Source organism: Streptomyces sp. NPDC006385, assembly GCF_040612485.1.
GTDB lineage: Bacteria > Actinomycetota > Actinomycetes > Streptomycetales > Streptomycetaceae > Streptomyces.
Window position 1 is genome coordinate 18,367 of record NZ_JBEXQG010000077.1, and the last position, 19,242, is coordinate 37,608.

Consider the following 19,242-nt stretch of genomic DNA (forward strand, 5'->3'; position numbering starts at 1 on the left):
GCGGCACGCCCGTGCCCGCGCATCCCTCGGCCCCTCCCTCCCCAGGCCCAGTGGCCGCCCCCGACGCGGATCCCGAGCACGGCGCGGCAGGAATGCCGCAGAGCGAACCGGACCGCGCCGCAACTTCTGGTGACAGTGCGGACGCCGACGCCCGCGATGGGGACGATCTGACTGGCAGGGGGCCATCGGCAAACACCCAGCCGGAGGCTGTTGACGAGCCTGCGGTTGAGGCCCGCCATCCCGCTGCCACCGCCACGGTCCCTTCCACCACCGCGGACGGCCCCGCCGGATCACCCGCTGTTCCAACCGGCGCCCACGTCGACGTTCACGCTGATACCAACCACGGCACCATGATCGGGCAGCTCTTTGAGGCAGTGGAACGCCTCAGTGGGGCCTCTCTGCCTCCGCAATGGGTGGATCAGGAACTCGCCGACTATCTGCCGGTAACAAACGAGGCGAAACTTACCCGCAGAATGCAAGACGAGCACGTCATTGTGCTGGTCGCAGACCACCTGGGCAGTGGCCGGTGGACGACGGCGCTGCGACTGCTGACGACCCTTCCCGGCCCGCCCCGCACCCTGCGGCGGATCCGCCGAGAGGCCGGTGACGCGTTCAGCACCGAAGGCATCAAAGGCCGCAAACGCACCGGCTGGATCCTGGACCTGCGTGAGCCGGACGACAGCATCCCCGCCGGCTGCGACTTCGGACTCGAACTACGCAACACTGCCGAGCTGCGGGCTGACGACTCCCATCTCGTCGTACTCACCAGCACCCGCCTGTGGCACCAGGTCGGACACGGAGCCGGCCACCTCGCGCACACCCCCAAGCCTCCGGCCCAGACCGATCTGTTCGCTGCCTTCCTTGAGTCCGCGGGCATCGGCCATGCGAAAGAGTTCAGCGGCGACCACCGCCTGACCGACCAACTGGGCGACCTGCGGCCAGGACAGGTCAAAGAGCACGCCCGGACCCTCATCCGCGCCGAGCACCTCTACCGCACCTCCACCGGCAGAGGAACCCAGCCAGGAAGCGAAGGCTTCGAAGCGGTAGTCAAGGCCGCCTGCAACGCCACCGCTGGATGGATGGACGTCCTGGTCGCATGGCACTCCCATCCGCAGCGAACCAGTTATGACCGCAACTATCTGCTCCTGGCCGCCGTCTACGACGGCACTCCTATCGACAACGTCCACGACAAAATCGACTCCCTCTCACGAGCCTTCAACGAGAAGGACGAGGGATCACCACGGCCGACCGGCCAGCAGGGACCGGGACTGATCCAGCTGGCACGACAGATCGACGCGGACCCGCTGCCCGACGGCCACCTGCGCTATCCCGGACCCGGCTTCGCCCAGGCCGTCGTCCGCTACTTCTGGCGTGACCGGCCCGAGCTCATCACCGCATTCACCAAATGGACGGCGAAACTGTGCCTGGAACTCGAACAGACACAGGGCACACAGCTCGCCGAACGCATGCTGCCCTGGGCACTGCACCACCTGCAGGCATCCCGCTCCACCAGACTGCTACGCCAGGTGGCCGACGACTGGGCACAGGAAGACACCCTGGCCCCCCACGCGCACGACCTCCTCGTCGCCGCGATGCTCGACCCGCAGACCGCGCAACTGGTCAAGAATGCCACCGACCGATGGAGCGAAGACCCTAAAACCAGCCCACCGCTCCTGCGGACCCTCGCCCGGGTCTTCCGAACGCTCGCCCCCGCACAACCCACTCCCATGCTCCGACGACTGAGCACCCTCGCCTCCTTGCAGAAACCAGGCGTAGCGGACGCCGTCGGTGAAGCCCGCAACACCCTGTTCAGCAACGAAGAACTGCGCCCACAGGTCCACCAGACCCTCGACGCATGGTTCACCAGCAACGACCGGGCCCTGCAACACGCGGCAGCCAGCGCCTTCCTGCACCTCGCTCACAACACGATGCAGCCGACACTCCAGTCCTGCTACCCGCATCCGAAGCCGAGGCCGCCCCCTGGGTGGTCCGCGGCTGGAGGAGTGCCCTCGAGGCCGAACAGCCCAGCCCCCTCACACACCACGCCTGCGCCGCCTGGCTCGACGTCGCCACCACACAACCAGACACCACAGAACGCATCCTCGCCACACTGGTCCGGTCCGTGCACGACACCAATGACCACCTCCTGCGCGGCCAGCGCTTCCTCAACCTCGTCCGCATCACCGAGCGATGGCTGATCAAGGACGGCACCACCCGCCTCAGCGACCGCGAGCACATCCACACCACGCTCATGCGCCGTGCCAGGCAGGCAGACCCCCACCAAAGCCAGGACAGCAGAGAGGACACCCCGACAGGTGACTAGGATCCGGCTCTGGCCGGGACGGCGGGGTCCGCTGACAGTGACCTTCACCGCTGCCAGCGCCGACGATGACTTCCGCTTCGACGTGCACGCCGAAGGACAATGGCACGCCACAAGCCGAGGCCATCACGACCCCGCCGCAGCCGCAGCCTGCCACGTGATCGAAGAGACCAAGCGGCTGGCAGCCGGATGCTCGATCCTCGCCCCGCCGGAACTGCAGCACCGAGCCAACGCACTCCTCGGCCGGCGAAGCCCACTGCTTGAGCACAGCGTGCGCCTCAACTGGGCCCGCGTGCGCGTCCACGCCGACCCGGAGCACCAGCACGCAGCCCACACCCGTCTCCGTCTGCGCCCGAGCACAGACGCAAGGGGAGCTCAGGCAGCTGACGATGGCACAAGCCGAAACCTACCGCGATCAACTGCGCGAGGACCCCAACTTGCTCCTCGCCCAGCTGCTCCTCCATTCCCCTCAGGCCGTCACCCAGCAGACCCTGGCGATCATTCCCGAGATCGCCAAGTCCATAGCCGCCTACGCCCCCGGTGCCGCATGGATGCAGACAGCGCTCCTGCTCGACAAATGGTTTGCCGACCTGCCCGCCGACGCCAAGACATTCATCATCGACCGCCTCTGCACCACCGTCACCGAATTCGGCGGCGAAACAGTTGCACAGCGACTGAGAGACGCCCACGGCGCCCGGGTATCCACGACCTACCCGGGCCCGGCGGAAAACCTTGGCAGCAGGCCGGGCGGCCTCAACGGCCACCGACCCTCGCGCAGCGACTGAACCGGGAAAGCCAGGCGCGACAACACCGCCTGGTAGCCAGCCCCACTCCGCAGTCGAACCCCACATGCGCGGGGAAGACGTGCCGATGACGATGCCGCCGGTGGTCGCCGCCGAGGGACCCCCACACGTGTGGGGAAGACGGATCGGTGGTCATCAGCGCGCGGCAGAGGGCGGGGGGACCCCCACATGTGTGGGGAAGACGCTTCGTGACCTGTGGGTTTGAAGACCGGCAGGCTGCGTTTTGCTCACTTTAACGGAGCCGGCTGCCTGGCGAGGAGCGTTGCTGAGGGGGGTGACCAGGTGTTGCGGGATGGGGGCGGTATCGCATGCGATTGACGGCGCAGCGGTCATGACGGAACACAGACGAACGGGGGCAGGATCTCTGAGCTATGTCGGCATGTTTGGTGCCGGCGTATGCGTGGCCGGTGCGCCCTTCACGGCAGGCTCTGCCTCCGGCCGCGACGTCCTCTCAGCGACCGTATGCTGGGTGATCGCGGCGTGGATGTCGCGTGCGAGCCGGCCTCACACCCGCCAGCAGCGGGCGCCGTGCACGCCTTACCGGCACCGCGACTGTAGACAGTCTCCTGCGTAGACGCCCGTTCGCGGCTGTTTGTGCTGGACGGCTGCTCTGCCCACGGGAACGGGAACTGGTCGGTCCAACGGACCAGCGGTGAGGGCCGCCTCGAGCGGTGCCGGTGTGGAATCGGGTACCGATATCGATCCCAGCAGATCAGAACATAGCAACAGCGGGGGGGGGCGGTCAGCGCGGTCGGCGCTTCCTGCCAATGGCGCGCGGTCTGATGCTGACTGCGGAGCCGAGGGCCTTTCTGAACGCGGCTTCCCATTCCTGTTCCTTCACACCGTGGCGGTCGTCTGTGATCAGGAGCAGGCCGTTGGGGCCACCAGTCGTGCCGGGCAGGATGCCTTGCTCGGCATACCAGGCCTTCTTCTCCTCCCAGCGTTTTGCGTAGTCAGGATTGTCGAGCATGCCCAGGTGTTCCCAGTAGATGGGCCGGTCTGGATCGTCGGTGGTGATGGTGAAGTCGGGGAACTTTGTCTTGCCGTCCCTGCCGGTCAACGGCTGCTCGTACTCGAAGCGGCCGGGGGCGAGGCGGTGGAGGAGATCGGCGATGATGACCTCGTTCTTGCTGCTCACCGGCAGGCCGAAGTGGGTGATGTGGATCAGGTTTGCGTCGAAGAAGCCGATGCGGCGGCCTTGCCGGTCGTGCACGACAACCGGTTTGGGCGCCTGGGTGAGGTCAGTGAGCCTGCGGGCGGTGTCCGATGCTGTGGGCCGGCCCAGTTCACGCAGTTCTTCCAGAGGCCCTTCGTGGCAGACGATCACCTTTTTGGTCTGGCGCGTCAGGGCGGTGTAGAGCAGTTCCCGCGAGATGTGCTGCACGGCTGCGGGCAGCATGAGGATGACGGTGCCGAACTCACTGCCCTGGCTCTTGTGCACGGTCAGAGCCCACGCGAGCTCGAGGCCGGCTTCGTCCTCCATGCCTTGTTGGGAAGCGGTGAAACGCAGGCCGGGCTGCGAGGAGAACTCGACCTGCGTCTTCCACGGGGCGCTGGTCATCTTCTTCGACTTCAGCTGGCCTGTGACCACGCCCAGTTCACCGTTGGCGACGTAGCTCTTGTCCTGGGCCCTTCCGTTGGACGGTCGATACGTGGGCAGATACTGGTTGCGGGTGTTGACGACTTTGTCGCCCACAACGATCTGCTCCGGGCCCAGAGGCTTCGGGACGCGTCGGCGGAATGTGTCGGTCTGCGCGTCGGCCAGAGCCTTGCGCCGGTAGGTGTGCTTGAGGTGCCGGTTGAGTTCGACGGTGCCGTGCGTCTGGCCGCGTGTGGGGGACAGCGTCTGCCAGCGGTCGCAAGCCCCGGGGGCGCGGGCATAGTCGGGGTGACCGTCACCTTTGGCGTCTGTCCTGGTGGTGGCTCCGTAGGAGCGGGCGAAAGTCAGTTCATCCTCGACGCCGAACTCGTCCCGCAGGACTTCCTCCAGGACGCGGGCCGGCGGGCGGCCGTTCCAGCGCACCGCTTTGAGGGTGGGCATGGGTGTGCCGGTACGCAGTTTCTCCCAGACCTCCTCGGCGTCGTCGGAGCGCTTGTCCCCGCTGTACCAGTGGGCGAGTACGAGATCGTCCCGGGTATGGCCCTGCTGGCGGCGCAGCACGGTCAGTTCGGCCCAGCCCAGTGCGACTCTGGGCCAGTCGATGCGCTCGGGACGTCGGCGGCGCTCGAGGTCGACGAACGGCCGGCCGCCGCCGATCGGCGGCAGCTGCCGCGGGTCGCCCACCAGGACGAGCCGCTGAGTGATCTCCACCGCGTCCAGGAGCGCTGCGAGCATGTCCTCGGTGAGCATGGATGCTTCGTCGACCACCACGGAGCCCACCCGGATGCGGTCGCCGTCCGAGAGCGTGCGGTATCGGCCGTGGACGTCGTCATAGCGGTCCGAGAGGCGCAGGAACTGCGCCAGCGTGAAGGCATCGTGTCCGACCTTCTGCTCCAGCTGGACCCGGGCCTTACCGGTGGGGGCGAGCAGAAGCAGCCCGGCGCGCGTGACCTCGGTGCGTCTGGCCAGTGCCTGGATCAGCGTCGTCTTCCCCGTACCGGCAGCCCCGTTGACGATGGTCACGCGGCGGCGGAACATCTCACGAAACGCTGCAGTCTTCTCCAAGCGGGCCTTGGCCTCGCTGTCCGAGTCCGTGGCAGCCAGGCCCGAAATCGCCGCGTCCAAACTCTCGGACAGGTCTGCGGGGACGTCATGCGGCCTGCCGGCCCGCAGTTGGTTGAGCCGCTCCCGGATGAAGTCCCGGCGCACCGCGGCGGAGGCGAGCTTGTAGGCGTACGTGCCGTCACCGAGGTCGGCACGCCGCAGCTGGCTCCAGGACTCGGGTTCATCGACGCTGTCGGAAGGGTGCAGGTCTCCCGGGGACAGGCCTAGCGCCCTGTGGATCGCGTCGTCGACGGCCAGCGGGACGGCGACGTTCAACTGGCCGAGCCGGTCTGTCATCTGCTCGACCGGCAGAAGGGTGTGCCCCTCTTCCTGGGCACGTAGCAGCACCGTCGTCATCGCTGCATCGATGCGGCGAGGGTCGTTGGAGTCGTCGAACGGATGCGTAAGGGGCAGGGGATGGTGCTCGGTGAGCTGAAGATCGGGGAAGCAGCCGCGGTCCACCGTCTCGAAGGCGATCGGCTCGTCGTCGTCAATGGTGCAGGTCACCAGGTCGTAGGGGTTGGCCAGCAGATCGTCGTGCTCGATGGGTACGCCGGTTTTGCCGTCGAGCACACGCGTGAGTGCCTCGGGCGTCAGATCGAACCGGCTCAGGACGCGCAGCATCTGCCGCTCCTGGGAGCTCTTGCCCGCCCAGATCTGTCGGCGCGTCTGGGTGGTGAGTTTGGCGAGCCCGGGGTGGGGCGTGCCGTTCTCCAGGATCCCCTCCAGCACAGGCCACGGGTCGGCACTGTCGTCGACGGCGGAGGCGATCTCGTGTGCGGCAAATGTGGGGTGACGGAAGCCGAGCTGGGCGAGGACCGCGGGGAGGCCGGGGGCCGGGCCGCGGCGTTTCCACGCCCGGTGCAGCTGGGTGTCGAGCCACTGCAGCGAGGCTTCCGGGACCCCGACCGAGGGGTCGCCCAGGGCCGTGGCTGCCTGCGCGGCTCGGCGCAGCTCCATGAGGGAAGCGACCGCGCTGTCGGGGGAGACGTGCTCGGTGGCGTAGGAGAAGTTCCGGCCGACCTCAGGGGCACGGGCGAGCGCCGGCGTCACGTCTGTGCCCCGCGCAGCGGCCGCCGCCAGCGCCTGCACCGGGAGCAGGATGCCGCCGGTGCCGTCGGGACGCAGACTGTGCCACAGCGTGGTCTCCCACATGTGACTGGGGAAGGTGCTGCCGCCCGACCCGGGCCATGGCGGTGGCGGCTCATGCCCCGTGACACAGGCGGCTCCGACCAGCATGCGCCGGGGCTGGTTTTCGAAGGGAGAGTGCTTCAGGTAGAAGAAGACCAGCGACTGCCCGGCAGTGACGTCCCGGAAGAACGTCTTCATGATCGCCTGCTGATTGTCGCCGTGCATCACCCACGGCAGCACGCCGCCCTCGAGCAGCGCTGCGATCCGGTCCTCGGCCTCGGGGTTGTAGCCCGAAACCGGCCGCTCCTGGAGCACGACCTCCTCAGCATTGCCCCGGTTGAGCCAGAAGTAAGGAATGGCATGGACCGAGTAGGCAGGCACTGCCAGCTGCGCCGGCTGCAGCTCCTTGAGGAACCAGCCGTAGGGATGCGTCCGCCGTACCTGATGCTCGGTGCCGCTCATGAACCCGCCGCGTTCGACAACGCACGGCGGCAGCGCACGCCCCAGCCGGCTCCAGGGGGCACCCACGTGGGCGGCCTCGTGCTGTGTGTCGCGGTCCTTGGCGACATTGCCCAGCATGACGCATGCGTGGTTGGCCAACGGGTCGGCGCACACCGTCCCGGTCCATCCGGTGTCGTGCCACGGGACACGCACGGACAGGTGCTGAACGTAGGCCACCACTCGCCTCCTCGAAAATAAGCTTTGCCTGTCGGCGCGGCTCAGCGTAGACGACGCCACGGACAGAAGGACGCTCGGTGATCGTCCGAGGGGACGAACCTACGGAGAACAGCGCCGCGATGGATGACGGCTTCGACATTCTGCTCGACGCTTCCAGTCTGGGTGCCCCCACGTCGTCGCCGCCGAGCACACCCCCCTGCTGCTCAGAACCGAATGACGCAGGCTGCCCGCAGAGGCCAGGACAACGAGGCGGATGCCTCGGGGAGGGGCTCACAGCGCTGCCAGAGCGGCACTGACACGGTAGCGCCCCTCACCTCACCCTGGTGGGCCCCATCAGCGCCAGCAAGAGCAGCCTCCTCGCCGCTTTCTCCCTGCCAAATGCCTCCGCTCACAGCGGTCCGCTCGACACGAAGCGCGGGGGCCAGTACGTAATCCCTCGTAGATCGTTCTGCCTGGTGAGCGTATCCGGCACGGCCCTGGAACCCCAGGACGGCACCGTGGCGCCGAAGAGGCTGGAGAGTGAAGGGACGGTCATGTCGGAGATCTGGGTCCGCAGTCCGCGAGAGTGGCAGCAGGCGGCGTACGAGGACTTCACCAGCCGCCTGCCGGCCTCCTGCCTCACTGCAGTGTGCCCTGGTGGCGGCAAGACCGAATACGCCCTCGTGGTGGCGAAGTACCTGATCCAGTAAGGCCAGATCAACTTCGTGATCGTGGTGTCACCGACCGAGGCCCTGACCCGGCAGTGGGTCGACAAAGCCGCTCAGTTCGGGGTCGCGCTCAACCCGGACGTGCAGGGCAGCAAACCGCTGAATCAATCGAGGGAATTCGTGGGCGGATCAGTGACCTACGGGCTGCTGGCCAGCAAGAAGGAGACTGCCGTCGCGTTCAGCAAGGCCATGCAGATCCGCCGGACCCTGGTCATCCTCGACGAAGCCCACCACACCGGCGAGAACAAGGCCTGGGGAATCGCGGTGCAGACGACGTTCGAACTGGCCCGCCACCGGCTGCTGCTGACCGGCACCCCCACCCGTTCGGACATGGACCGCATCCCGTTCGCCCGCTACCGCCAGGACCCCGACGGGGTACGAAGGATCGTGCGCGACTACGACTACGGAACCGGCCGCGGCGTGCGCGACCACGTCATCCGCAGCCTGGACTTCCGCTTCTACGACGCCAAGGTCAACGAACTCCCCTTCGGGGAGACAGTGCCGATGAGCGCGAACATCTCCGAGGCCGTCTCCCGTAGCGACCACTCGAAGTTCATGGGCGTGGTCATGGGCCCCGACAGCGGCTGGTTCTCCGAGACGCCCTGCGCGAACTCGCCCAGGGCATTGACAAGGACATCGTCCAAGTCGTGGCACGTACGCCGACGCAGATCGGCCCGGCGCTGTGCCTCCCGGTCCTCGCGCCGGCCGCACATCCCCCACACCGGCCGCGGGAACACCTCGCCGCAGGCCGTGCAGGTGCGCCGCTGCTGCATCTGTCGGCGCTGCAACGCCGACAGCGGCCGCATCTCCGCCGACTGCTCCGGGTCCCACAGCGCCACCCGGTCCCCGTACCAGTGGGTGTAAATGTACGCGACCGGACGCTGCCCCACGGCGGGCTTGCGCCGCACCCGGCGCAGCTGGGTCTTCGTCCGCAGGAAGGCCGGCGCCCACCCGCTGTCGTACACCGGCACACCGCCCACGAACTTCAGCGGCTTGCCCCGTGCCACCCGGTCCGGGTCCACGTCGTCCTGCCCGACCGCCGACGCGGTCAACACCTCGCTCACGGCTACCTCCTTCGGCCTAACAACCGACCAAGCGCAATGGAACATGACATAACACCTAAAATAGTGTCAAGAGTCAAGAAAAATGGGCAGGTTGGGCGCATGCGCTTAGGTCCGCGCACGCGTACGTGAGGGAGAAATTCACCCGCCCGGGCCGGTCCCGGCCGACTTCGCACAGGAGTTGCTCGACTTCGGCTGACCCGACGACAGTGGGGCCGGACAGGATCATCCTGTCCGGCCCCACTGTCTGTTCCCGGCTGTTCACCGGCTGAGGCGGATACGCGGCCCCCACGCGAACTCGACGTCGTCCAGCAGGACGTCCTCCAGCTCGCCGTCCCACCGGCCGCGCAGGAGGGACGGGGCGGTCTCCATCCGTTCGCAGATGATCAGGTTCTCGGCTGGCCGACCAGCTCGCGCCGGTCCTCCGACAGCGTCGCCGCGCAGAACTGGAGAAGGCGTGCCCTCGAGCCTGGAGCGCCCCCTTTGCCCGCACCGCGGCAAGAGCGGCTAGAACTCCCTGGGCGGCTCCTACGGCTGCCTGTGGGCCCCCAACCCCGTCGTGGCCGTTTTTCACCGCCGAATCCGCCACCGACCTGTACATCCTCGGCGACGACCTCCAGGGCGGCACCAGTGACCTGGACCTGCGGGCTTCTTCCACCGTGGAGGTGTCACGACCAGCAGTAGGTAAAGCCTGCGTCGGCTGCTTCTGAGCCTCTGAGCTGCGGCGTCTTGTCTAGAGCCGGACGACTCTCTGGAGCTCCTGACCTGCTGTTTCTCTGATGTGAGGTCCTCTGAGCTGGTACGCCGCAACTTAGTCCAGACTCACATCAACTGCTTTCGGACGCGGTATGAGGCAGCGACCGAGGAGGGTTTTGGGGGTTTTCCGTTACGCCGGTGGGCGGGCAAGAGCCTGTGACCCGCCCGGCGACTGGTAGGTCTGAGGGCTTTCGGCTCGGCCTTGCTTGCGGCGATGATCTGCTGAGCATGCTGATGGCCGCAATTGCGGTGCCCCGACGTCTGGGAGATCGTTTCGTGCCTGACCTGCCTGCCCCGAGCTCGACGGGTGTCCGGATTGCTGGTGACCGCTACCAGTGGCTGGCTGCGTGGCAGGGGTGTGTCGCCGCTGTCCGGGATGCGGCGCTGCGGGTGCCCAACCCGGTGGTGGCGGTGGGCGTCGAGGTCGACGACGCGGGGAACCTGGACGACGTCGTCTTGTACCGGCAGGTCCCGCCGCACACCTACATGCAGGTCAAGTACGCCGCAGACAGCTCCACTCCGGTCAACGAGGACTACCTGCTCAAGCTCAGCAATCGGGGCGGCCCGTCGATTCTGCAGAAGATGGCGCAGGCGTGGGAGCAGCTCACCGAGGACGGGACTCCAGTCGATCTTGCGTTGCTGAGCAACCGGTCCCCGGACTCCGAGGATCCGCTGATCTCGCTGAGGGACTCCCGCACCCAGCTTCTGGTTCCGAAGGCGGCCCAGGAGGGCCCGGGATCGAAGAGGGGGCGGGCACGCAGGCGTTGGGCCGACGGTGCCGGGCTGAGTGAGGAGAGGCTGCTGGAGCTGTTGAAGGTGCTGCGCTTCGACCTGGCACGAGACGTGATGCACCTGCATGAGCACTTGCGGATGCTGATGTTTGCTGCAGGGCTGCGGTTCAGCGAAGCGGCCATGCACTCCGGCGCGGACTGGGTGGCCCGTCAAGTCGCCGACGGGCATCGTCGATTGTCTCTGGCGGACATCAGAGAGGCGATCCGGGTTTTGGGCCTGGAAGCCGGCTCATCGCGTCCGGTGCTGTCCATCGCCACCCTGAAGCCGGATCCCATGGCGGAGGATGCCGACTACGCATTGGACTGGGTGGACCGTTTCGAGGGAGCCTCACCCTACGTGAAGCGGCGTCCGCTGGCCCCGGCAACCTGGGCGCAGTTGCAGGCGGACATCGAGGGCGCGCCGTATCGGATGCCGCCGGGCACCACCACGGTTGCCGTCACCGGCAGCCTGCGCCTGGCACCCGCGTTCGCGGTCGGTGCCGCCTTCCGCATGGTCGCCGGCTCCGACCTTGCCGTGGCTCAGCGCGACCAGCTGTGGTCATCCACCGCAGCGTACGACTCTCCGCTGGCGCCAGCCGTCGATGAGTACACCCTCGATCTTGGACAGGATCTCGCCGTGGCCGTCGCGGTCGCCACCGACCCGACACAGGACGTGCTGGACTTCCTGCGTGAACATCTGGTGCCCGTCTCCCGGTTGCTGGTCTTGCGCCCGCCCGGCGGGGCGAAAGACAACTCCATTCCGGACGCCGCGACGGCCAGCGCGCTGGCCGTCGGTATCCGGGACCTGCTGCGCCGTGCCTGCCGTGCACATCCCGCGATCCACCTCTTCCAGGCCGGTCCCATGGGCCTGGCCCTGCTGCTGGGCAACCGGTGGAACCGGCTGCGCCCCACCACCGTGTACGAGGACGTCAACGCGCAGCAGGTGTACGAGAAGGCCCTTCATCATCGACGCATGAAGGTGCGGCAAGCCCCTACGGTCCCCCCGGCGGAGGCGTCGTTGTGCCGCGTGCCAGGCGCACGTCGTGGTGGACCAGGGTGAGGCGGTCGCGGGCCGTGAGCCAGCCCAGCGCGACGGCGATCGGCAGCGGCCCGTGGAAGAACAGCAGCCCCTCCACCGCAGTGGCACCGCCCAGACGCTGGGCCCACTCCTGCCGGGCGGTTTGCCAGCACTCGTAGACGTAGGTGGTCACCGCGGCGTAGAGGGCGGAATCGTCGGGCAGGTAAGCGTTGCGGGTGTCGATGACGAGGTAGGCGCCGCACGGGCCGTTCGCGGGGCCCGGGCCCGGCATCTGATAGCCGGTGTGGTGTTCTGGCCCGTAGGCGACCTGACCGGTAGCTGCCACGTGGCGTGCGTCGTCGACCATGGAGCTGGCCGACGCCATACGGACGATCAGCGCGAGGCGGTGACGTTGCTGTCCGGCTTCGGCGGGGATCTCCACGAGCTGCGGATGGCCGCTTGTGGGGGCCGCCAGCAGCCCGGTCACCTGCGCGCGCTTCTCATCAGTCAGTTCAGTACGCAGCGAGCTGCTGACGCCGATCCCGGGGACCACGGAGCGCCCGGCCTGCTGCGACAGATGCATCACAGCCAGCGACAGTTGTGCATCGTCGGCCAGGCGTCGGCCCAGAAGAAACCCGTCCTGCAGATGGGCGAGCAGGTACAGCGCAACCTCGGGCTCTGCTCGGCTGGCTGCTCGCAGCTCCTCAATCTGCGCATCGATGAGCCTGGCGACCAAGTCGGCGACGTCCGCACGGCTTTGCATCACCGAGCGCTCGCCGGGCCACAGGACCGCGCGATCGATGACCAGCGTCGCGCTGTGCGCGGTGCGGGAAGCGTTCTTGAGTGCCACCACCCGCGAGGCCTGCGTGCGGTCCGCCGGGTACAGACTGACCACCACGCCGAGCCCGCGGGGGCGCTGCAGCGCCCACCCCGCCAGCACCAGGACGAGAGCGCCGGCGAACACCACGACGAACACCCACGTTTGCCTGGTCCACTGCTCCAGGATGCTCGGTACGACACCGAGCGCGACGGCCGTGGAGGCCGCCATCAGCACCGTGCCGCCGCCTTCCCGGGAGAGCAGCAGCCGCCTCAGCTGCCCATGCCACCTCATACGCCTCCGCCCTCCGGTACAAATCCTCTTCGCAGTGTCCCGCTGCGCGCCCGCAGACGCCGAGGACGCCAGGACCGATCTTTCCTGTGGCCGTCCACCATGTCCTTCTGCTGCCGTCGGCCAAGGCCCGCCTCCAGCCCGGTAGACACTGGCCCAAACCTGGTGGCTCCTCAGCATGAGGCAGCAGCCCCCGAAGGTGCCTCCCACCTGCACAAGGCGCGCGGATCCGATGGTCGGGGAACGTCGCGGCAAATGATCATCTAGTCCTGGTGCAGGAGGGTTTGTCAGTGGTGGGTCTTACTGTGGTGAACGAGCAGCCATAGATGCCTGTTTGTGGCCGCCGCGCCCCACCCAGGAGCCAGCGGCCGCGGCGTGCACCCGGGCTGAACGATTCGCCCGAGGAGGTACACCGCATGGGGATCGACGAGGCATTCGACGCCTTCCAGAAGACCGTCAACGAAGACATCCACAAGACCAGACTGGCCCGCGAGCGCCGGGACCTGTTCAAGACCGCCCTGCGAGGCGAGCGGGACGTCCTGGAGGCGTTCGGCTCCGGCTCGCTCAGCCGCAGCACACAGCTCAAGCCCATCCACGACGTGGACATCATCGCCATCTACGACCCCGACGAGCACCCCGAGTGGGGAAGCGACGGGCCGAGCGCGGAAGAGGCCCTCGAGCACATCCGCGGCCAGGTCAATCGGCTGATGAGCCAGAGCAGCGGCACCCACGACAACGTGGTGAGGCACACCCTGCTGCGCAACCACGCCGTCAAGTGCTTCCTCGACGACCCGGACGACCCCGACGCCTTCACCGTGGACGTCATGGCCGCGCTGCGGCAGGAGGACGGCTCGCTACTCATCCCCGAGAAGCTCAACACCCGGTGGGTGCCCGCCGACCCGGAGTACCTCATCGATCAGGTGGCCGATCACCAGCGTGCCTGGCCCCACTTCCGGCCGCTGGTGAGGGTGCTCAAGCAGTGGCGGCACACCGTGCCGGTCGAAGGGCGCATCAAGTCCCTCGTCATGGAGGTCCTCGCCCTGAACTGCATGCCCAGATCCGGCAACCGGTCGGAGGGCCTGAAGACGTTCTTCACCGCAGCCGCGGTCCAGGTCAACGAAGGCGTGTGGGACCCGGCCGGTCTGTGCGGGGAGATCCAGCCGGACCTGGACCGTACGGGCCTGTCCGAGGCGCTCGCCGAAGCCCGGGATATCGCCGAGCGGGCCTGCGCCGCCGCGATCGAGGGCGACACCGACGACGCGCTGCGACTGTGGCAGGAGATCTTCGGCGACGGCTTCCCGGCCCCCGCCGCACCGGCCAAGCCCGCCTCGCTGATCACCGGGACCCCCGCGCTCATCACCCCGCGGCCCATCAAGGACGCACCGCAGGGATGACCACCGCACACACGCCCAACGACCGCATGCCTACCACCTGGTGGGCGTGCGAACCGCGCAGGCTGCGCCGCGACCACGAGGAGATCACCGCTCAGTTCTCCGGCCTCGTCTGGAACGACGCCGGGGCCGGAAGCTGGGAGGGCAGGCTGCCCCGCTGGCCTTTCGACCGGCCTGAGCCCGAGCATCTCACCGCCTGGATCGGCGACGAAGGACTTCTTCTGCGTCTGGAGTACAGCCAGGCCTACCCCATGGTGGCGCCCCGGCTCGTCCCCGTGGATCCGCTGCCCGAACCGTACGAGTGGACCCAAACCCGCTGGCACGTCAACGGCGACGCCACCCTGTGCCTCCTGCGCGAGGACGCCCTGTGGACGGGCCGCGATTCGGTAGTTGACCTGCTTCTCAAGGCAGCGGGCTGGCGCGTCGAGTACGCCCTCATGAAGCGCAGCGTGATCGAGCAGATGACCGACAACGGCATCGTCGAAGACGACCGCTTCGACCACTTCCTCACCCGGCCGCCGAGCCCGCATGACAACACCGAGCACAGCGATCACGAAACGGACGGGCAGGACGATCCAGCGTGCTGATCCTCATCCCGCAGTCCGCCGCGACCATCATGCGTTCCCTCGGGCCGTGGGGCCGGCTGTCCTTGCGTATCAACCATCCCGAACACTTCGCTGTCGTGCGCGGTCTCTCCGAACGCGCCGAAGGCATTCTTCCGGTAGAACCACCGCCCGAGCAGCGCCTGCTGGGCAGCTATCCGGCCGTCTCCACTGGCTGGTGGTGCCGCGTCCATGCTGACCTTCACCTGATCTGGCTTGCCCTGCGTGCACGACGCGGCATGCTCATGAAGCTCGACGCCTTCAGGGCCGCCGTGCCCAACGGCTACAAGGCGCCCGGAGATCCTGGTTACTGGGCCATCACCCATGCTCCGGGCCTGAAGGATGCCTATCCCGAACACGATCTACCGGATCTCGTCGCCTGGCACGTCACCCGTGAAGGCGCCCAGCCGATCTCCGTGTCGGTCGAGCCCGAGGCCACCGGGATCCGCCAGCTCAGGGACCACTGGCCCGTAGAAGAGCTGCAGAACACGCGGGTCATGCTGATCGGAGCGGGAAGCATCGGCTCGGCTACCGCGCACGCGCTCGCCGGCTACGGCGTCGGCCATGTCACCCTCGTCGACCCCGACCGCCTCGACTGGCACAACCTTGTCCGGCACACCAGCTCCCGCAGACACGTCGGCCGATCCAAGGTCACCGCCCTGGCCGAGGAACTCGCCTCGCTGCGGCCCGACACCGCGGTCACCCCGCTGTCCCTAGACGTCATCGAGCACGCCGACCGCATCCGGGCCCTCCTCGCAGACACCCACCTCGTCGTGTGCACGGCAGACGGAGTGGCCCCGCGCCGCGTCGCCGGCCACCTGGCCCGACGCGCCGGCCTGACCGCCGTGCTCGCGTGCGTCCTGCAGGACGGTGCCCTCGGGGAAATCCTGCGACTGCGTCCCTGGCCTCAGCACGGCTGCCTCACCTGCCGGCGCCAGAGCCTTGCCGAGGCAGGCGGCCTCGACCCCGAACCCGCCCTGGACGCCGGGTACGGCACCGGCACCCGCCACCGGCCGATGACCGCCGTCGGCTCCGACCTTCATCTCGTCGCCCAGCTCACGGCCAAAGCCGCCGTTGCCACCGTCCTCGAACGCGCCGGACACCCCGACCAGCGACTACCAGGAGAGCACGCCCTGCTCGGCCTGCGCCGTCAACCCGACTGGGCCCCACCCTTCAACCTCAGCTACACCAACGAGCTGCGCTGGCTTCCCGCCACGCCACCGAGGTCCGGCTGCCCGACCTGCGAAGCACCATGACCCAGCAGCCCGTCACCACCGTGCACCTCACCGCCCAGGCCACCCAGGTCATCACCACCGAACTGCGCACGGCTGACCACACCACGGAGACCGGAGGCATCCTGCTGGGACACCACACCCACGACACCATCACCGTCCACCACGCCGGAATCCCGGGCCCGGCAGCCGTGCGCACCCCCACCTACTTCCTCCGCGACCTGGCCCACGCCCAGGCACTGGCCGAGGAGGCGTTCGCGAGCGACGGCAGCGTCTGGGTCGGCGAGTGGCACACCCACCCCACCAGCCGCCCCACCCCCAGCGCTCGCGACGCCGCCACCTACAGGCAACTCCTCAATGATCCGGAACTGGGCTTCCACAGCGTCATTGCGGTGATCTTCGCGCCCTGCGAGGGCCGCTGGCAGGGCGCGGCCTGGGCGTGCCGCCTCGGCCGCATCGAGCCGGTACAACTGCAGCTCTCCCGCTCTTTCAGATGAGACGCCGCAACATCGTGGTCGGAGCGGGCGAGGTGGCGCTGATGAGGCCCCGACTCCTGCATGGTCAAGTGCCTTCCTGCGCGGTGTCCAGTACCGGTCGGCTTGGCTCGTGCGGCTGCCCGGGCAGACCCGCTGTGTGGCGCCAGCGCTGTGGGATGCTCGGCGAGGGGATTGGCACCGCCGTTTGCGCGCCGGTACACCGTGAGGCGTCAGTTGCCGTCGGGATCGTTGCGGCCGACGAACATGTTGGCGAGGGCTTCTTTGGTGATGGCTTCGGTCTCGTCTTCGATGACTTCCTGGGCAGTCTGGCAGATGAGCTGGTCGAGGGTGTCCATGTAGCCGCCGGTGCGTTCGTGGAGCTCTTCCTCGAGGTCCAGCAGTGAGCCGGGCTTGTGGTTGTAGAGCCGGAGGTTGGAGTCGTAGGCCCGCAGCACGCTCCGCCATCCCTCTTCCTGCCCCGCGTGGAAGGGGATGGGGTTGACCCGCATGACGGGCAAGCTGCTGCGGAACTGCTCGGAGGTGCGGGGGCGTTCGCTGCGGCGGCGGTTGTGCAGGCCTTCGTTGACGATGTCGGTGGCGCCGCGGCCGCTGTAGATGACGGAGACGCGCAGGCGTGCCTGGAGGCAGTCGAAGTAGTCGAAGGCGGTGGCCAGGTCGCTGTCGTGGATGCGGTCGACGCCGTCGATGAGGATCAGGGAGGTGCGGCTTTCTCGCAGGGTGTGCACGACCGGTTCGGTCATGTCGGTGCTGCGGTAGGTCCGCTTGTCGATGTTGATGGTGTGGTCCATGCCGAAGAAGTCCGCAAGCGGCAGGGACCAGTCCATGTTGCTTTCGTGGCGCGGCGGGACGTTGATGTACACGACGGGGGTCCACTCACTGTCCGGCCGGCGTTCGGTCTCCAGCAGTCCCTGATAGGCACGTCCGATCTGGAGGAGCAGTGTGGTCTTGCCGGCGCACCCGTCAATGATCATGCTCATGCGTTTGCCGGTGGGGCGGAACCGGTCGGTGCGCAGGGTGCGCCGCGCGTCCTTCAACCCCTGGGTCACGTCCGGGGTGCTGACGGGGATCATCTCCCCGTGGTAGATCATCCGCAGGTCGGTGTCGGTGACTTTCGTGCCCTGGGGGCGCAGTCCTGCGGATCCGGGGGCTTGAGAGTGCGGTGCACGAAGGCCATGAACCCCTCCCGCACGGTCAGCAGTTCGGGGTCCAGCGGCGCACACAGGCTGGCGCGAGCCGCGGGGGCGGCTGGTTTTGGGGCAGTGCGCGCGTCCATCACGTCTCCTGGGGGTCCGGGCTGGGCGGTGGAGGGTCCTGGTCGGGCCGCGACGCGGGCTGATCGGGTGGATCAGGGATCAGTTCCCGGAAGATGTCGCCGGCTGATCCGCCCAGGATGTGCGCCTCGGCCGGCGTGGGACGGCGCTGTGGTGGCCGGGGCCGGTCCGGCGACGCGGGCGGGGCGGCGCGTTCGGGCGCAGCGGGCGGCAGCGCGGCACGGCGGCCAGGGAAGAGATCCTTGGCATCGACGTTGAGGGACGGCGCGGGCGTCACGCTGCCGGGTTCGGCCCGGGTGATTCCCGCGTACGGGTTGACCGGTGCTTCGGAGATCTCCAGGGGCTGCGGAACGAACGCGGCCACCGGCCTGGCGGAGGGGGAGACGGGGGAGGGGCCGCGCCGTGCGCGGGCTAGGAGATCGTCCACGGCCCGGGCGATTTCTTCCTCGCCGCCTTCCCGGCCGGCCAGGCTAGCGGCGAGGTCGGCGGCTTTTTCCCATAGGTACTGGGTCCAGGCGTCGCGGATCAGGTGCTGGTACTTGAAGTCAAAGGCCACCCATGGACTGCGGGCGGGGTCGTTCTCGACCGTGTGGTCGTACAGCCAGACGCGGCTGGGCTCGTAGGGGTTGTAGTAGACCGGCCAGCGCTGGCCCTGTCCCTTGATGCCGGTGTGGCGGTTCTTGAACTCCCGGATGCGGTGGCTGACATACGTACGGTTGCCGATCTTGATGCCGTCGCGGGTGACGGTCCGCTTCGCGTGGAGCAGCAGCTTGCGGCTCTCATCCGGTGTGACCGGCCGCGGCACGGCGCCTTCCACGGCGACCGCCGCCGCATACATCTGGTTCGGCGTGAGGACCACAGAAGGAAGGAAGGGGGAGCGCAGTCCTTCGTGCGGCCGACGCTGCCACTCGGTGACCACCCACTCGTGCCACAGGTCCTGCAGCTCGTTCAGCGTCCACAGCCGCTCTTTTTCGACGTCCTTGCCGCGCGTGGCCAGCTTGTTGCCGGTGTAACCGGCGACGAATTGGGAGAACATGCTCTTGACCGAGGCGTTGGTGCGTTCGATGACCGCCTTGTCGGTGGGCGTGCGTTCCCGGGCAAGACGCACCTCCCCCTGGGCCAGCTCGAGCACTCCACCGGCCTGGCCCACGACCGCCGCCGCTCCGGAGTCCACCTGATCACCCCGCCCGAGT

At 68.0% G+C, this 19,242-nt stretch carries 13 protein-coding genes; 9 read left to right on the forward strand and 4 right to left on the reverse strand.

The genetic code is table 11. The features are described from left to right. Positions 1-50: 50 nt before the first annotated feature. A complete protein-coding gene (locus tag ABZ078_RS37145; RefSeq protein WP_356582826.1) occupies positions 51-2,198 on the forward strand; it encodes a hypothetical protein in 2,148 nt (715 codons plus the stop codon). 511 nt (positions 2,199-2,709) lie between these two features. Next, positions 2,710-3,105, forward strand: a complete 396-nt coding sequence (locus tag ABZ078_RS37150) for a hypothetical protein (RefSeq protein ID WP_356582828.1) — start codon at positions 2,710-2,712, stop codon at positions 3,103-3,105. A 760-nt stretch (positions 3,106-3,865) separates the two neighbouring features. On the opposite strand, the gene ABZ078_RS37155 is transcribed toward ABZ078_RS37150, so the two are convergent. Further along, on the reverse strand, positions 3,866-7,537 hold the full coding sequence (locus ABZ078_RS37155) for an AAA family ATPase (RefSeq protein ID WP_356582830.1): 3,672 nt from the start codon (positions 7,535-7,537) through the stop codon (positions 3,866-3,868). A 554-nt stretch (positions 7,538-8,091) separates the two neighbouring features. Between ABZ078_RS37155 and ABZ078_RS37160 the strand changes: the two genes are divergently transcribed. From ABZ078_RS37160 to ABZ078_RS37170, 3 genes are all read left to right on the forward strand, one after another. Beyond that, positions 8,092-8,325, forward strand: a complete 234-nt coding sequence (locus ABZ078_RS37160; RefSeq protein WP_356582832.1) for a hypothetical protein — start codon at positions 8,092-8,094, stop codon at positions 8,323-8,325. A 21-nt stretch (positions 8,326-8,346) separates the two neighbouring features. Next, the gene (locus ABZ078_RS37165; protein ID WP_356582834.1) at positions 8,347-9,207 is read left to right on the forward strand and encodes a hypothetical protein; all 861 of its coding nucleotides are present in this window, start codon (positions 8,347-8,349) and stop codon (positions 9,205-9,207) included. A 1,181-nt stretch (positions 9,208-10,388) separates the two neighbouring features. Then, entirely contained in the window at positions 10,389-11,990 is a 1,602-nt protein-coding gene (locus ABZ078_RS37170; protein ID WP_356582836.1) for an SAVED domain-containing protein, read from the forward strand. Here the strand turns inward: ABZ078_RS37170 and ABZ078_RS37175 are convergent. Next, on the reverse strand, positions 11,923-13,059 hold the full coding sequence (locus ABZ078_RS37175; RefSeq protein WP_356582838.1) for a hypothetical protein: 1,137 nt from the start codon (positions 13,057-13,059) through the stop codon (positions 11,923-11,925). The two genes, ABZ078_RS37170 and ABZ078_RS37175, sit on opposite strands and share 68 nt — an antisense overlap. Positions 13,060-13,472: 413 nt before the next feature. On the opposite strand from ABZ078_RS37175, the gene ABZ078_RS37180 reads away from it, so the two are divergent. From ABZ078_RS37180 to ABZ078_RS37195, 4 genes are read left to right on the forward strand one after another with little or no spacing between them, the layout of a single operon-like run. Next, positions 13,473-14,450, forward strand: coding sequence for a hypothetical protein (locus tag ABZ078_RS37180; RefSeq protein ID WP_356582840.1), 978 nt, complete (start codon positions 13,473-13,475; stop codon positions 14,448-14,450). Further along, positions 14,447-15,034: a hypothetical protein gene (locus ABZ078_RS37185; protein WP_356582842.1), complete on the forward strand. Its 588-nt coding sequence runs from the start codon at positions 14,447-14,449 to the stop codon at positions 15,032-15,034. Before ABZ078_RS37180 ends, ABZ078_RS37185 begins: the two co-directional genes overlap by 4 nt. Then, the gene (locus tag ABZ078_RS37190) at positions 15,028-16,305 is read left to right on the forward strand and encodes a ThiF family adenylyltransferase (RefSeq protein WP_356582844.1); all 1,278 of its coding nucleotides are present in this window, start codon (positions 15,028-15,030) and stop codon (positions 16,303-16,305) included. Before ABZ078_RS37185 ends, ABZ078_RS37190 begins: the two co-directional genes overlap by 7 nt. Next, positions 16,302-16,778: a Mov34/MPN/PAD-1 family protein gene (locus ABZ078_RS37195; RefSeq protein ID WP_356582846.1), complete on the forward strand. Its 477-nt coding sequence runs from the start codon at positions 16,302-16,304 to the stop codon at positions 16,776-16,778. The genes ABZ078_RS37190 and ABZ078_RS37195 overlap by 4 nt, the downstream gene beginning before the upstream one ends. 209 nt (positions 16,779-16,987) lie before the next feature. Here ABZ078_RS37195 and ABZ078_RS37200 read toward each other — a convergent pair whose 3' ends face one another. Next, positions 16,988-17,848, reverse strand: a complete 861-nt coding sequence (locus ABZ078_RS37200; RefSeq protein ID WP_356582848.1) for an ATP/GTP-binding protein — start codon at positions 17,846-17,848, stop codon at positions 16,988-16,990. Between the two features lie 202 nt (positions 17,849-18,050). After that, positions 18,051-19,085, reverse strand: a complete 1,035-nt coding sequence (locus ABZ078_RS37205) for a Mu transposase C-terminal domain-containing protein (protein WP_356582850.1) — start codon at positions 19,083-19,085, stop codon at positions 18,051-18,053. Between the last annotated feature and the right edge of the window lie 157 nt (positions 19,086-19,242).